General features: G+C 64.1%; 16 protein-coding genes. 12 read left to right on the top strand and 4 right to left on the bottom strand.

Features of this window, described 5'->3' with window-relative positions; all coding sequences use genetic code 11:
• Positions 1–3: 3 nt before the first annotated feature.
• Genes dapF through PVZ78_RS02105 form a run of 4 tightly spaced genes read left to right on the top strand, consistent with a single transcriptional unit; the run spans position 4 to position 3,176 of the window.
• Entirely contained in the window at positions 4–834 is an 831-nt protein-coding gene (dapF, locus tag PVZ78_RS02120) for a diaminopimelate epimerase (protein ID WP_038635937.1), read from the top strand.
• 13 nt (positions 835–847) lie between these two features.
• A complete protein-coding gene (locus PVZ78_RS02115; protein ID WP_023967858.1) occupies positions 848–1,573 on the top strand; it encodes a DUF484 family protein in 726 nt (241 codons plus the stop codon).
• Between the two features lie 2 nt (positions 1,574–1,575).
• Positions 1,576–2,472 (top strand): tyrosine recombinase XerC, encoded by an 897-nt coding sequence (gene xerC, locus PVZ78_RS02110; RefSeq protein ID WP_016703181.1) that lies wholly within the window; start codon positions 1,576–1,578, stop codon positions 2,470–2,472.
• Complete coding sequence (locus tag PVZ78_RS02105; RefSeq protein WP_009051450.1) at positions 2,472–3,176, top strand: HAD family hydrolase; 705 nt, start codon at positions 2,472–2,474, stop codon at positions 3,174–3,176. Before xerC ends, PVZ78_RS02105 begins: the two co-directional genes overlap by 1 nt.
• A gap of 97 nt (positions 3,177–3,273) precedes the next feature.
• Here PVZ78_RS02105 and sutA read toward each other — a convergent pair whose 3' ends face one another.
• The 4 genes from sutA to glnK all read right to left on the bottom strand — a co-directional run bounded on the left by sutA (position 3,274) and on the right by glnK (position 6,048).
• A complete protein-coding gene (gene sutA, locus PVZ78_RS02100; RefSeq protein WP_007926654.1) occupies positions 3,274–3,597 on the bottom strand; it encodes a transcriptional regulator SutA in 324 nt (107 codons plus the stop codon).
• A 102-nt stretch (positions 3,598–3,699) separates the two neighbouring features.
• Positions 3,700–4,125 (bottom strand): secondary thiamine-phosphate synthase enzyme YjbQ, encoded by a 426-nt coding sequence (locus PVZ78_RS02095; RefSeq protein WP_016703180.1) that lies wholly within the window; start codon positions 4,123–4,125, stop codon positions 3,700–3,702.
• Positions 4,126–4,336: 211 nt separating this feature from the next.
• Positions 4,337–5,674 carry an ammonium transporter gene (locus tag PVZ78_RS02090; protein ID WP_273828168.1) on the bottom strand — a complete coding sequence of 446 codons (1,338 nt, stop codon included), beginning with the start codon at positions 5,672–5,674 and terminating at the stop codon, positions 4,337–4,339.
• 35 nt (positions 5,675–5,709) lie between these two features.
• On the bottom strand, positions 5,710–6,048 hold the full coding sequence (glnK, locus tag PVZ78_RS02085) for a P-II family nitrogen regulator (protein WP_002555808.1): 339 nt from the start codon (positions 6,046–6,048) through the stop codon (positions 5,710–5,712).
• A gap of 416 nt (positions 6,049–6,464) precedes the next feature.
• Between glnK and PVZ78_RS02080 the strand changes: the two genes are divergently transcribed.
• The 8 genes from PVZ78_RS02080 (at position 6,465) to PVZ78_RS02045 (ending at position 13,621) form a co-directional block, all read left to right on the top strand.
• Complete coding sequence (locus tag PVZ78_RS02080; RefSeq protein WP_007926648.1) at positions 6,465–6,725, top strand: accessory factor UbiK family protein; 261 nt, start codon at positions 6,465–6,467, stop codon at positions 6,723–6,725.
• A 227-nt stretch (positions 6,726–6,952) separates the two neighbouring features.
• The gene (locus PVZ78_RS02075; protein WP_273828167.1) at positions 6,953–8,014 is read left to right on the top strand and encodes a CDP-glycerol glycerophosphotransferase family protein; all 1,062 of its coding nucleotides are present in this window, start codon (positions 6,953–6,955) and stop codon (positions 8,012–8,014) included.
• Between the two features lie 4 nt (positions 8,015–8,018).
• Entirely contained in the window at positions 8,019–8,546 is a 528-nt protein-coding gene (locus PVZ78_RS02070) for an adenylyl-sulfate kinase (RefSeq protein ID WP_101283926.1), read from the top strand.
• The gene (locus PVZ78_RS02065; RefSeq protein WP_028683666.1) at positions 8,540–9,112 is read left to right on the top strand and encodes a hypothetical protein; all 573 of its coding nucleotides are present in this window, start codon (positions 8,540–8,542) and stop codon (positions 9,110–9,112) included. The genes PVZ78_RS02070 and PVZ78_RS02065 overlap by 7 nt, the downstream gene beginning before the upstream one ends.
• Complete coding sequence (locus tag PVZ78_RS02060; RefSeq protein ID WP_273828166.1) at positions 9,109–9,837, top strand: formyltransferase family protein; 729 nt, start codon at positions 9,109–9,111, stop codon at positions 9,835–9,837. Before PVZ78_RS02065 ends, PVZ78_RS02060 begins: the two co-directional genes overlap by 4 nt.
• Positions 9,834–12,236, top strand: a complete 2,403-nt coding sequence (locus tag PVZ78_RS02055; protein WP_273828165.1) for a PEP/pyruvate-binding domain-containing protein — start codon at positions 9,834–9,836, stop codon at positions 12,234–12,236. Before PVZ78_RS02060 ends, PVZ78_RS02055 begins: the two co-directional genes overlap by 4 nt.
• A complete protein-coding gene (locus PVZ78_RS02050; RefSeq protein WP_273828164.1) occupies positions 12,233–12,865 on the top strand; it encodes a gamma-glutamyl-gamma-aminobutyrate hydrolase family protein in 633 nt (210 codons plus the stop codon). The genes PVZ78_RS02055 and PVZ78_RS02050 overlap by 4 nt, the downstream gene beginning before the upstream one ends.
• Positions 12,866–12,871: 6 nt before the next feature.
• The gene (locus tag PVZ78_RS02045; RefSeq protein WP_273828163.1) at positions 12,872–13,621 is read left to right on the top strand and encodes a phosphocholine cytidylyltransferase family protein; all 750 of its coding nucleotides are present in this window, start codon (positions 12,872–12,874) and stop codon (positions 13,619–13,621) included.
• Positions 13,622–13,719: the final 98 nt, after the last annotated feature.

Raw genomic sequence — 13,719 nt, 5'->3', positions numbered from 1 at the left:
ACCATGCTGCTGCGTTTTACCAAGATGCACGGCCTGGGTAATGACTTCATGGTCCTCGACCTGGTCAGCCAGCACGCGCACATCCTGCCCAAACATGCCAAGCAATGGGGTGATCGCAACACCGGTGTCGGTTTCGACCAGTTGCTGATCGTCGAGGCGCCGAGCAACCCGGACGTGGATTTCCGCTACCGGATCTTCAATGCCGACGGCTCCGAAGTGGAGCAGTGCGGCAACGGTGCACGCTGTTTCGCCCGTTTCGTGCTGGACAAGCGCCTGACCACCAAGCGCCAGATCCGCGTCGAGACCAAGAGCGGCATCATCGAACTGGATGTGCGCAACGACGGTCAGATCAGCGTCGACATGGGCGCGCCGCGCCTGGTGCCCGAGCAGATCCCGTTCGTGGCGCCAGCCCAGGCCTTGAGTTACCAGGTCGAAGTCGACGGCCAGACCGTCGAGCTGGCCGCCGTGTCCATGGGCAACCCCCATGCCGTGCTGCGGGTCAACGACATCAACAGCGCGCCGGTGCATGAGCTGGGACCGAAGATCGAACATCACTCGCGCTTCCCGGCCCGGGTCAATGTCGGCTTCATCCAGGTCATCGACCGTCAGCGCGCGCAGTTGCGGGTCTGGGAACGTGGCGCCGGGGAAACCCAGGCCTGCGGTACCGGCGCCTGCGCCGCCGCAGTGGCCGCGATCAGCCAGGGGTGGATGGATTCGCCGCTATTGATCGACCTGCCGGGCGGGCGCCTGTCCATCGAGTGGGCAGGCCCTGGCCAACCGGTGAAGATGACCGGCCCGGCAGTGCGCGTATACGAAGGACAGGTGCGTCTTTGAATGAGCGAAAACCATGACTGATCAGCCTCAGGTTCCAGCCGAACAACCCGACGAATCTCCTGCCGAAAACCTCGAGGCGGCGGCGATCGCCGCGTATCTGGAGGCGCATCCGGACTTCTTCGTCGAGCATGAAGAACTGCTCCCGGCCTTGCGCATTCCTCATCAGCGCGGTGACACCATCTCGCTGGTGGAGCGGCAGATGAAGATCCTGCGCGAGCGCAACATCGAGATGCGCCACCGGCTTTCGCAGTTGATGGACGTGGCCCGCGACAACGATCGGCTCTTCGAGAAGACCCGCCGCCTGATTCTCGCGCTGATGGATGCCAACAGCCTGGAAGACGTGGTGATGAGCGTCGAAGACAGCCTGCGCCAGGACTTCCAGGTGCCGTTCGTGAGCCTGATCCTGTTCAGCGACAGCGCCATGCCGGTAGGCCGCTGGGTCACCGCCGCCGACGCCCAGGCCGCCATCGGCGGCTTGCTGACCGAAGGCAAGAGCGTCAGCGGCAGCCTGCGCGAGCATGAGCTGGACTTCCTGTTCGGCGAAGAACAGCGCCAGCAGATCGGCTCCAGCGCCGTGGTCGCCATCGCCCATCAGGGCATTCACGGCGTGCTGGCCATCGCCAGCCGCGACCCGCAGCACTACAAAAGCTCGGTGGGGACGCTGTTCCTCAGCTACATCGCCGAAGTCATGGGCCGCGTGCTGCCGCGCTTCACTCACTCGCTACGCTCGGTTCGCTGACCATGGAACGACAACTGGACGCCTACTGCGAGCACCTGCGCAGTGAGCGCCAAGTGTCGCCCCATACGCTGCAAGCCTACCGCCGCGACCTGGAAAAAGTGCTGGCCTTCTGTGCCAAGCAGCAGGTTTCCAGCTGGTCCGACCTGGACATCCAGGGCCTGCGCAGCATGATTGCGCGCCTGCACCAGCAGGGCCAATCCTCCCGCAGCCTGGCGCGCCTGCTCTCCGCCGTGCGCGGCCTGTATCACTATCTGAACCGCGAAGGCCTGTGCAATCACGACCCGGCCAATGGCCTGGCGCCGCCCAAGGGCGAGCGTCGCCTGCCCAAGACCCTGGACACCGATCGCGCCCTGCAATTGCTCGATGGCGCGGTGGAAGACGATTTCCTCGCGCACCGCGACCAGGCGATTCTCGAGCTGTTCTATTCCTCCGGGCTGCGCCTGTCGGAGTTGACCAGCCTGGACCTCGAACAACTGGACCTGGCCGACGGCCTGGTGCAGGTGCACGGCAAAGGCAGCAAGACACGGGTCCTGCCGGTCGGCAAAAAGGCCCGCGAAGCGCTGCAACTCTGGCTGCCACTGCGGGCGCTGAGCAATCCGCCGGACGACGCGGTGTTCGTCAGCCAGCAGGGCCGGCGCCTGGGCCCCCGGGCGATCCAGCTGCGGGTCAAGGCCGCCGGCGAGCGCGAGCTGGGACAGAACCTGCATCCGCACATGCTGCGACACTCCTTCGCCAGCCACATGCTGGAATCCTCCCAGGACCTGCGCGCCGTACAGGAACTGCTGGGGCACTCGGATATCAAGACCACGCAGATCTATACCCACCTGGACTTCCAGCACCTGGCAGCGGTCTACGACAGCGCCCACCCACGGGCCAAACGCAACAAAGGCGGTGAGTAATGACGATCAAGCTGATCACCTTCGATCTCGACGACACGCTGTGGGATACCGCGCCCGTGATCGTCAGCGCCGAAGCCGTACTGCGCCAGTGGCTGACCGACCACGCTCCGCAGCTGGGCAGCGTACCGGTGGAGCATCTCTGGACCATCCGTGAACGGGTGCTGAACAACGAACCGGGGCTCAAGTACCGCATCAGCGCGCTGCGCCGCCGGGTGCTGTTTCATGCGCTGGAGGAAGCCGGCTACGACCTGGGACAGGCCAATGCCCTGGCTGACCAGAGTTTTGAAGTGTTCCTGCATGCCCGGCATCAGCTGGACATCTTTCCCGAAGTGCAGCCGACCCTGGAAGCGCTGGCCAACCACTTCGCGCTGGGCGTGGTCACCAATGGCAACGCCGATGTGCGCCGCCTGGGGCTGGCAGATTACTTCAAGTTCGCCCTGTGCGCCGAAGACATCGGTATCGCCAAGCCCGATGCACGGCTGTTTCACGAGGCCCTGCAACGGGGCGAGGCAACGCCGGACACCGCCGTGCACATCGGCGACCACCCGGGCGACGACATCGCCGGGGCGCAGCAGGCCGGCTTGCGGGCCATCTGGTTCAACCCGGCCGGCAAGGTCTGGGAGGCCGAGCGGCTGCCGGACGCGGAAATCCGCAGCCTGACCGAACTGCCGAAACTGCTGGCGCGCTGGCACAGCGGCGCCTGATAGTTCGATCACCGCAATACGGTGTCATTGCCCAACAAGCGCCCATGAAAAAGCCCGCAGCGACGGCGGGCTTTTTCAGCAAGCAAGTGGCGGGCGCTTAGATAGGCCGGCTACCGTACTTGTTATCAGGCTTCTTGGGCGGATCGGCAACCACATTGGCCTCGACTTCCTGCACTTTACCGCCACGGGCCAGGAACTCCTCCATGGCGCGCGCCAGTGCATCACGCTCTTTGTTCTTGGCTTCGACACTCGGCAACTCGTCTACCGAGACGGCAGCCTTGGCCTTGCCTTTGGCGGTCGGGGCAGGAACATCACTGCCATCGTCTTCCGCCACATCGTCGGCGGCCGCTTCAAGACCTTCTTCGGTTTCGTCTTCGTCGCCTACTTCGAGGTCGTCGTTTTCCAGATCATCGTCGCTCATGTTCTACCTCATGACTTGCGAAAAGCAGATTAGTTATAGCCCAGCTGAGCCGACTGTCGAAGGCCGCTGGAAAAAAATCAACATCCACTGATAACCAGCGGCTTATGCCTTATCACCGTGCAAGGTGGCAAGGACTTTGCGGGCACCGCCATGATCGCGATGCTCGCCCAGATAAACGCCTTGCCAGCTGCCTAACGCCAAGCGACCTGCCGATACCGGCAAGCTCAATTGACAGCCTAGCAAACTGGCCTTGAAGTGCGCCGGCAGATCATCGGGCCCTTCGTCGTCATGTTCATACCCGGCCATGCCTTGCGGCACCAGGGTGTTGAAAAAACGCTCGAAGTCACGACGAACCGCAGGGTCGGCATTCTCGTTGATGGTCAACGAGGCCGAGGTATGCTGCAGCCACAAATGCAACAGACCGACCCGGCATGCCTTCAGTTCAGGCAGGCCGGCGAGCAACTCGTCCGTTACCAGATGAAAGCCCCGGGGCCTTGCCCGCAGGGTAATCAGAGTCTGTTGCCACATACAGTTCTCCGCACATTCGGCGCGCATTCTAGCGCGCTCTGGGAAAAAACAAAGTGCCGAATATTCCTCCAATGCTGTAAGTCATTGACCCGAAAAAAAAGCGCTCATCAAACTGGCTGACAAGCTCTGGGAAAAACCTTTCAGCTGTCTCTCAATGACAAAACGCAGACAAAAAAATGCCCGGCAAGCCGGGCATTTTTTTCAGGCGAAATTACAGGTTGTAACCACGCTCGTTGTGTTGCGCCAGGTCGAGGCCGACCGACTCTTCTTCCTCGGTGACACGCAGCCCGATGACCACATCCAGCACCTTGAGGATGATGAAGGTGACGATCGCGGTGTAGATCACCGTGAAGCCCACGCCTTTGCACTGGATCCACACTTGTGCGGCGATGTCGGTCACGGTGCCGAAGCCGCCCAGCGATGGCGCGGCAAACACGCCGGTGAGGATCGCGCCGAGGATACCGCCGATACCGTGCACGCCGAAGGCGTCCAGGGAGTCGTCGTAGCCCAGTTTGCGTTTCAGGGTGGTCGCGCAGAAGAAGCACACCACGCCCGCAGCCAGGCCGATCACCAGGGCGCCCATCGGGCCTACGGTGCCAGCGGCAGGCGTGATCGCCACCAGGCCGGCAACCACACCCGAGGCAATGCCCAGGGCGCTTGGCTTACCGTGGGTCAGCCATTCGGCGAACATCCAGCCCAGCGCCGCGGCGGCGGTGGCGATCTGGGTCACCAGCATCGCCATGCCGGCGGTGCCGTTGGCGGCGGCGGCGGAACCGGCGTTGAAGCCGAACCAGCCGATCCACAGCATGGCCGCGCCCATCAGGGTGTAACCCAGGTTGTGCGGCGCCATCGGGGTGGTCGGGAAGCCTTTACGCTTGCCCAGCACCAGGCAAGCCACCAGGCCGGCGATACCGGCGTTGATGTGCACCACGGTGCCGCCGGCGAAGTCCAGCACGCCCCAGTCCCACATCAGGCCGCCGTTGCCGGACCAGACCATGTGCGCGATCGGCGCGTAGGCCAGGGTGAACCAGATGGCCATGAAGATCAGCATGGCGGAGAACTTCATCCGCTCGGCAAAGGCACCGACGATCAGCGCCGGGGTAATGATGGCGAAGGTCATCTGGAAGGTAATGAACACCGCCTCGGGGAACAGCGCCGCCGGGCCGGTCAGGCTCGCCGGGGTGACGCCGGCCAGGAAGGCCTTGCCCATGCCGCCGACGAAGGAGTTGAAGTTGACGACGCCCTGCTCCATGCCGGTGGTGTCGAACGCGATGCTATAGCCATAAATGACCCACAGGATGCTGATCAGACCGGTAATGGCGAAGCACTGCATCATCACGGAAAGAATGTTTTTCGAGCGCACCATGCCGCCGTAGAACAGCGCCAGGCCGGGAATGGTCATGAACAGCACCAGGGCCGTCGAGGTCAGCATCCAGGCGGTATCGCCGGAATTGAGGACTGGGGCTGCCACTTCGTCCGCCGCCATGGCCAGGCCAGGCATTACGAGGGACAACAGGGCTCCTAGCCCTGCGATTTTACGCAGAGTCATATTGTTTTCTCCTGGGGCGTTGGGTTTGGGGCGGCTTAGATGGCGTCGGTATCGGTTTCGCCGGTACGGATGCGAATAGCCTGTTCCAGATTGACCACGAAGATCTTGCCGTCACCGATCTTGCCGGTGTTGGCGGCCTTGGTTATCGCCTCGATGACCCGATCAAGATCCTTGTCGTCGATGGCGACGTCGATCTTCACCTTGGGCAGGAAGTCGACTACGTACTCCGCGCCGCGATACAGCTCGGTGTGCCCCTTCTGCCGGCCGAAGCCTTTGACCTCAGTAACGGTAATGCCCTGCACGCCGATCTCGGACAACGACTCGCGCACGTCGTCCAACTTGAACGGCTTGATGATGGCAGTGACTAGCTTCATGAAACTTTCTCCCGAATTGGTGGACTTGCCCCAGGAAAACAAACCCGACTCAAGTCTAAGCGCAGTGCCTGGCTTTGTAACGCATCGTCGGCCTTCCTCGACCAGACCGACGCCAGCTAACCGCTGCCGACGAAACACTTCCCCGCTCCGCCTGCCGCACTGCATTCGTCACAGCGACTGCATCAGTGCATGGGTCATCAGCGACTAAGCAGAAACCTTGCCATCTCATGAAAACCCACTGATTTCAGTCCCTTGGCCGCCGCCACGGAGACCACTTCGCCATCATCGCCACGGATACGCACAACAACGGTGCGCCACTGCCCGGCGCGATGCGCGAAAAGCGTGCATCCCCGCCTGCCAATTGACTATAGACAGTGCGTGATACACTGCCCGCCATTGTTTTCAGGACACCTCCCATGCTCGCGCCCAAAGACCTCCTCGATGCCCTGAGCGGCCATGCCGCCCGCCTGTTCAGCGGCGATACCCCACTGCCCCGCGCCGAAATCGAAAGCCAGTTCAAGGCCCTGCTGCAAAGCGGCTTCAGCAAGCTGGACCTGGTCAGCCGGGAAGAATTCGACAGCCAGATGGTCGTCCTGGCCCGCACCCGCGCCCGCCTGGAAAGCCTCGAGGCGAAGGTGGCCGAGCTGGAAGCGAAGCTCAATCCGAGCGAGCAATAACCAGCTCGACCGCGCTCCTGCGCATAGGCTCGACCGGACAGCACCTGCCATCGGTCGAGCCGGGCCCTGCCAGCAAAGATTTTCCGCCCCGCCCGTTCATTTCCCCCCTACTCCGCCGATAACATGTCCAGCGTTTGCGATCCTGGCCCCCCTTGGGCGAGTCATGCCCCGCAACACCGCCAAGCAACGCGAACGCTTGCCTCGACTTAATTGCACCAGGTAGCCCTATGACCGCGCCAAAACCCTTCAGCCGCTTGGCCTTCTTCGTTCATACCGCCGAGATGCTCAATCACTATCAGGCGGTCTGGAGCCTGCTCAGGGCCGACGCTTTCGACGTGGTCCTGCATGGCACCCATGAAGAGCGCGCGCAAAGCCGCGAACTGATCGGCGGCCTGGGTTACAGCTGCCACGGCAGCCTGGATGTGATCAAGGCCAATCACCGCTATGACGTGGTGGTCTCCAACCACAGCATGTACGACCACGGCTCGCAGCCGATGATCAAGGCGCTGGGCCATCGGCAGGTGCGCTTCATGTACGCCCTGGGCAAGTACAAACACAACTTTTCCAGCTGGAACCAACACTACGACCTGATCCTGTGTTTCGGCCCCTGGCAGGCCGAGCGCCTGCGCGAATGCTGCGACGCCGTGACCTTCCAGATGGGTTACCCGCGCTACGACGCCTACTTCCGCGAAACCTCGCTGCAAGGCCAGCACCCGGCGGACCTGGCCCTGGACCGGGCGAAAAAGACCGTGCTGTGGCTGCCGACCTGGATGGAGCTGTCGTCGATCAGCCGCTTCGCCGACGCCATGGCCGAGTTGTGCGATCGCTACAACGTCATCGTGAAGACCCATCCGCTGTCGGCCGAGGCCGATCCCGAGGCGCTGAAACTGCTTGAGCAATACCCGTTCACCGCGGTGATTACCCGCGTCTACGACAACCTGACCCTGTTCCGCTGCGCCGACTATGTGGTTTCGGACTACGGCGGAACCGCGTTCGGCGCCCTGTACCTGGACAAGAACCTGCTGCTGTTGAACGTACCGGACGCCGAGCAGGACGCGCTGACCGGCGAGGAATCGCCCGATGTGCTGCTGCGCAACGACATCGTCAACCTCGACCCTGAGGCGCGTTGGCAACTGGCCGACCTGCTGGGGGACGAAAGCCTCTGGCAACAGCAGGCCGCGGTCCGTCAGCGCCTGCGTCGCCATTACTTCGCGCCCAGCTATGGTTTCTCGGCGGAGCTGGCGGTCCTGGCGCTGCGCAACATCGAAAACATACTCAAGCAGGGGTGAAGCCATGGTGATCTGGCTGGTCGGCATGTCAGGAGCGGGCAAAACCACGATTGGCCGGGCCCTGTATGCCAGCCTGAAAGCGCAGCGGCCGCAGACCGTGTTCGTCGACGGCGACGAGATTCGCGCGCTGTTCCGCCATGACCAGCGGGCGGACGCCTACAGCGTCGCCGGACGGCGGGTCAACGCCGAACGAATCCAGGCCCTGTGCGGCTGGCTCGATGGCCAGGGCATCGATGTGGTCTGCTGCATCCTGTCGATGTTCCAGGACATCAGCGACGACAACCGCCAGCGTTTCTCCAGCTACCGGGAAGTGTTCGTCGATGTGCCGCTGAGCACCCTGGTCAGCCGTGACAACAAGGGGCTGTATCAGTCCGCCCTGCGGGGCGAACAGAGCAACGTGGTGGGCGTGGACATCGAATACCCGCCGCCGCAACGCCCGGACCTGGTGTTGCACAACCGTCACGAGCCCGACGATATTCCTGGCTACGTGGAACGCATTCGCCAGCTCTGTGGGTATCCACCGTCATGCTGAACTACGCCTACAGCGACGGGGACCTGCTGGAAAACCCGCAGACCTACCGTTACAGCAGCTTCCAGGGCGAAGCCTTAGTCGACGCCTGGCGCACCTCGCGCCTGGCTGCGTGCGCCCACTTGCCGGCGCCGGCCTTGCCCACACTGCATCCACAAGGCCCGGCGCACGCCGAGGACAGCACGGCGCTGCTGAGCCACCTGTGCCTGGAAATGCGCGCGGGCGCCGGAGTCTCCGGCCCGCTGGCAGCCTACTGGCTGCCGCGCCTGCTGAAGAAATTCGAAGTGAGCAAACGCCTGTATACCGGCTACGAAGCCGCGGCTCCGCACCGTCCGCTGCCCCACGGCAGCTACGGGTCCGTACCGCCTTATCTGCTGCTGGCCGAGTGCATGCTGCACGGCTGGCAAGCGAGCGGCGCGGCCTATTACCTCAGTGGCCTGCTCAAGCTGACGGACACCCTGGTGTCGCAGCAGGGCCGCCTCGACCCGGACCAGGGCGCCTACCTGGCCTGGCTGCTGACCCAGGAACAACAGGTGCTGGCCACCGTCGCCCGGGAGGCCGGCCTATGAGTCGCGCCCGCCTGCTGATCCTCTGCGCCCGCACCGCGCGCTCGGTCGCCTACCTGCAAGGCATGGCGGCAGCCGGTATCGAACCTGACGCGGTGATTGTCTACGGCCAGGGCGGCGGCGCGTTGCAGACCACCCGCGAGTTGCAGGTACAGCCACTTGCAGGGTTGTTCTGCCCGGACCTGAGCCAGGACATCGACACCTGCCTGGCCACCCTGGGCTGGCCCCACGAGGTGTGCCCGGCCCAGGCCCTCGACGACCCGCAGTTGCTCGCACTGATCGCCCGCCAGGCGCCGGACCTGCTGGTCTACTCTGGGTACGGCGGGCAACTGGTGCCGGCGGCCCTGTTGAGTCGTTACCCGGTGCTGCATATCCATTCCGGCTGGCTGCCGGATTATCGTGGCAGCACCACCCTGTACTACCAGATCATCGAACAGCGCGAATGCGCCGCCAGCGCCCTGCTGCTCGACGAGCAGATCGACACCGGCCCGGTGCTGGCACGCAAGGCTTATCCACTGCCACCGCCTGGCATGGATGTCGACTACCTGTATGACAATGCGATCCGCGCCGACCTGCTGGTGGACGTCCTCAGCCACTGGCGACGCGAAGGCGCCCAGGCCCTGCGGCCCCTGCCGGCCGAGGCCGAGAAGCCGCCCTACTTCATCATTCACCCGTTGCTCAAGCACCTGGCCCTGCTGGCGGTGGACAAGCACGAGGACGCGCCATGAACCAGGCCGCCGCGAACACCATTCGTTTTGGGACCAAGTCCGAAACCCTGGAGCGCCTGCAGCCGCGGGTCATCCGCTCGCGGATCCTGCCGCTGTACTTCTTCACCGCCCGACAGTGGCGGGACGACCCCGCTGATGTGCTGCAAAACATTGCCCGGCTGGAGCATGGCGGCTTCTTTGTGATCGTGCGCAGCAGCGCGCAGAACGAAGACAGCGTCAACAGTTCCATGGCCGGCCTGTTCACCAGTTGCCTGAATGTCAGTGTCACCGACCCTCGGGCCTTGAGCGTCGCCATCGAACAGGTGATCGCGTCCTTTGCCGAGCACCGCTGCGAGGACAACCAGATCCTGATCCAGCCGATGCTGACCTCGATCCAGATGAGCGGCGTGGTGATGACCCACGACCTGGAACATGGCGCCCCTTATTACGTGGTGAACTACGACGACGAGAGCGGCCTGACCGATACCATCACCGGCGGCCAGGGCATCCAGAAAACCGTGCTGGTCTACCGCGACACCGAGAGTGCCCAGTTGCGCTCGCCACGCCTGCAGGCAGTGATCGACGCCTGCAGGGAGCTGGAAACGCTCTGCGGCAACGTGCCGCTGGACATCGAATTCGCCGTCGACCACCACCAGCAGGTGTATGTGTTGCAGGTACGGCGCATCACCCTGTGCAACACCTGGCATCCGGTCACCGAACGGCGGGTGGCGCGCCAGCTCGAGCACATCCAGCGCTTCCTGGGCAAACGCCTGGCGCCCCAGGCCGGTCTGTATGGCGACAGTACCTTGCTGGGGGTGATGCCCGACTGGAACCCGGCGGAAATCATCGGCACCACTCCGCGCCCGCTGGCGGCCTCGTTGTATCGGCGCCTGGTGACCGATTCGACCTGGCGCGAAGCCCGCGCCCTGATGGGCTATCACCAGCCGCGGCACCAGGCGCTGATGGTGATGCTCGGCCATCACCCGTATATCGACGTGCGCTGCAGCTTCAACTCGTTCCTGCCGGCAGGCCTGGAGCCGGGGTTGTGCACCAGGCTGGTCAACGCCTGGCTGCAGCGCCTGCAAGCCCACCCGCAATGGCACGACAAGGTCGAGTTCGAAGTCGTCCAGACCTGCCTGGACTTCACCTTCGACGCCGACTTCGCCGAGCGTTATGGCGACAGCCTCAGCGCCGCCGAGCAACGGGCCTATCGCTCGGCCCTCGACCAACTGACGCTGCGGGCGCTGAGCGGTGACGGCGCCGACGCGTTGCCGCCCTTGCTGGACCAGGTGCGCGCCCACGAGCGCCAGCAGCAACGCCGGCGTCTCGATACCATTCCAGCCGACCTCGACAGCATCCACCGCCTGCTGCTGGACTGCCGCGAGCAAGGCACGCTGCCGTTCGCCATGCTCGCCCGGCATGCATTCATCGCCGAAGCCCTGCTGCGCTCGGCCTGCCGCCGTGGCGCCCTGAGCAACGAGCGCCTGCTGGCCTGGAAGCAGTCGATCCAGACCGTCACCACCGAACTGACGCGCGAATACGCCCAGGTCTGCGCCGACGTCCGGACACTGCCGGCCTTTGTCGCCAAGTTCGGCCACTTGCGCCCCGGCACCTACGACATCACCTCATTGCGTTATGACGAGCGCCACGACCTGTTCGCTGCCGCGACCGTCGAGCTGGGTCATGGCGAGAGTTCGCAAGCAACCTTCCAACTGCAACCCGAAGAGCGCCAGGCCCTGCAGCAGTTGATCGACGAACAAGGCTGGCCGCTGTCGACCGAACACCTGCTGGACTATGCCAGCCAGGCCATCCAGGCCCGGGAATACGCCAAGCTGGTGTTCACCCGGGACCTGTCCGACGCCCTGCAACTGCTGGTGAGTTGGGGCGCCGACGTTGGCCTGGCCAGGGAAGACCTGTCCTTTCTCGATATCCACCCGCTGCTCGACAGCCTCACCACGCCGCTGATGGACGACACCGACCGGGTCCTGTTGGAGTCGGCCAGCCAGGCACGCCGCAGTTATGAGCAGGGCATCTCGCTGAAGCTCGGGCACCTGATCAGCGCGGTCGACGATGTGTTCGTCGCGCCGCTGCATCGCAGCCTGCCCAACTTCATCACCCGGCAGAACGTCGAAGCCGTCGGCATGGAATTGCGCCAGGACACCCCGGCCTCGGCGCCGCTCAAGGGCAAGATCGTCTGCATCGAAAATGCCGACCCCGGCTATGACTGGGTCTTCACCCGCGGCATCGCCGGGCTGGTCACCCAATACGGCGGGGCCAACTCGCACATGGCCATCCGCTGCGCCGAGTTCGGCATTCCAGCGGCCATCGGTTGTGGCGAACAGCTGTTCAACCGGATCCTGCGCAGCCCGCGCATCGCCCTCAATTGTCGCGACAAGACCCTGAACCCGGTGCAGCCATGAAACGCCTCGGTATCACCCTGAGAACCTGCAACCCGCAGGCCTATCACGAACCGCGCGATGGCCTGGCCAGGGACTGGTACCGCTTTTTTGCCGAACTCGGCTGCGGCAACCAATGGCTGCTGCTGCCCCACCTGGGCGAGGACACCGTGGCCTATGCCCGTGACCAGGGCGTGCAAGGCGTGATCTTCAGCGGTGGCGACGACCTCGGCGGCGACCCGTTGCGCGATCAAAGCGAACAGGCGCTGCTGGCCCATTGCGTGGCCGAGCGGCTGCCGGTGCTGGGGGTCTGCCGCGGGTTGCAACTGATCCACAGCTTTTTCGGCGGCCGGCTGGCCGATGCCGACCGCGACGTGCACGTCGCGCAACGTCACCTCATCACCTTGCTGGCCGCCGACGAGCGGCCCTGGCTACAGGGCCAGGCCGCTTCGCGCTCGGTCAATTCCTTCCACGGCAAACAGTTGCTCGACCCGCTGCCTGCCACCCTGCGCCCCTGGGCCCTGGACACTTCCGGAACCTGCGAGGCCCTGGTGCATACCAGCCTCAAGGTGGCCGGCATCATGTGGCATCCCGAGCGCGAAGCAACGCTGGACGAAGCCGATCGACAACTGTGCCAATGGCTCTTTGAGTGACCTGACATGAAAGCCGTAATTCTCGCCGCCGGCCGCGGCTCCCGCCTGAAACACCTGACCGCCGCGCAACCCAAGCCCCTGGCCCGCCTGGCTGGCAAGCCGCTGCTCGAATGGCAGCTGCAAGCCCTGGAAAACGCCGGGGTCGATGAGGTGCATCTGGTCAGCGGTTATTGCAGCGAAGCCCTTGAAGGCTATGGCCAGAGCCGGCTGTACAACCCGCATTGGGCCAGCAGCAACATGGTGCGCAGCCTGATGCGCGCCGATGCCCTGCTATCCAGCGAACCGACCCTGGTGTGCTACGGCGATATCGTCTACCGCCCGGACATCGTCCGTGACCTGATGGCCTCCCAGGCCCCCCTGAGCATCACCTACGACCTCGACTGGTGGGACCTGTGGTCGACGCGCTCCGATGATCCCCTCAGCGACGCCGAAAGCTTCCGCCAACAGGCCGGCCAGCTGCTGGATATCGGTGAAAGGGTCACCAGCCGCGAGGAAATCGAGGGCCAGTACATGGGCCTGCTGAAATTCACCCCCGCAGGATGGCGCCAGGTCCGGGCGCTGCTGTCCGGCATGAGCGACCCGCAGATCGACAAACTGGACATGACCAGCCTGCTGCGCGCCCTGCTCCAGGCCGGCACCGCTATCGCCACCGTGGCCATTCGCGGCGGCTGGGTGGAAGTCGACAATCAGTCGGACATCGCCCTGTACGAACAGCGCATCGCCCAACCGGGCTGGTCCCACGACTGGCGCGGCTGAGCCGCCCGCCGCAACATCCTGAGTCTATTTGCTGGTGCGGCGTAGCCTCGGCCGGGGCTAGGCTTGCACAACCGCAGGACGCGGTTTCCCAGCCTCAA

The organism is Pseudomonas sp. SBT1-2, from assembly GCF_028640875.1.
In the GTDB taxonomy this organism is placed as follows: domain Bacteria; phylum Pseudomonadota; class Gammaproteobacteria; order Pseudomonadales; family Pseudomonadaceae; genus Aquipseudomonas; species Aquipseudomonas chlororaphis_I.
Note: the sequence above shows the minus strand (reverse complement) of the source record. Positions and strands in the feature narration are given on the sequence as shown.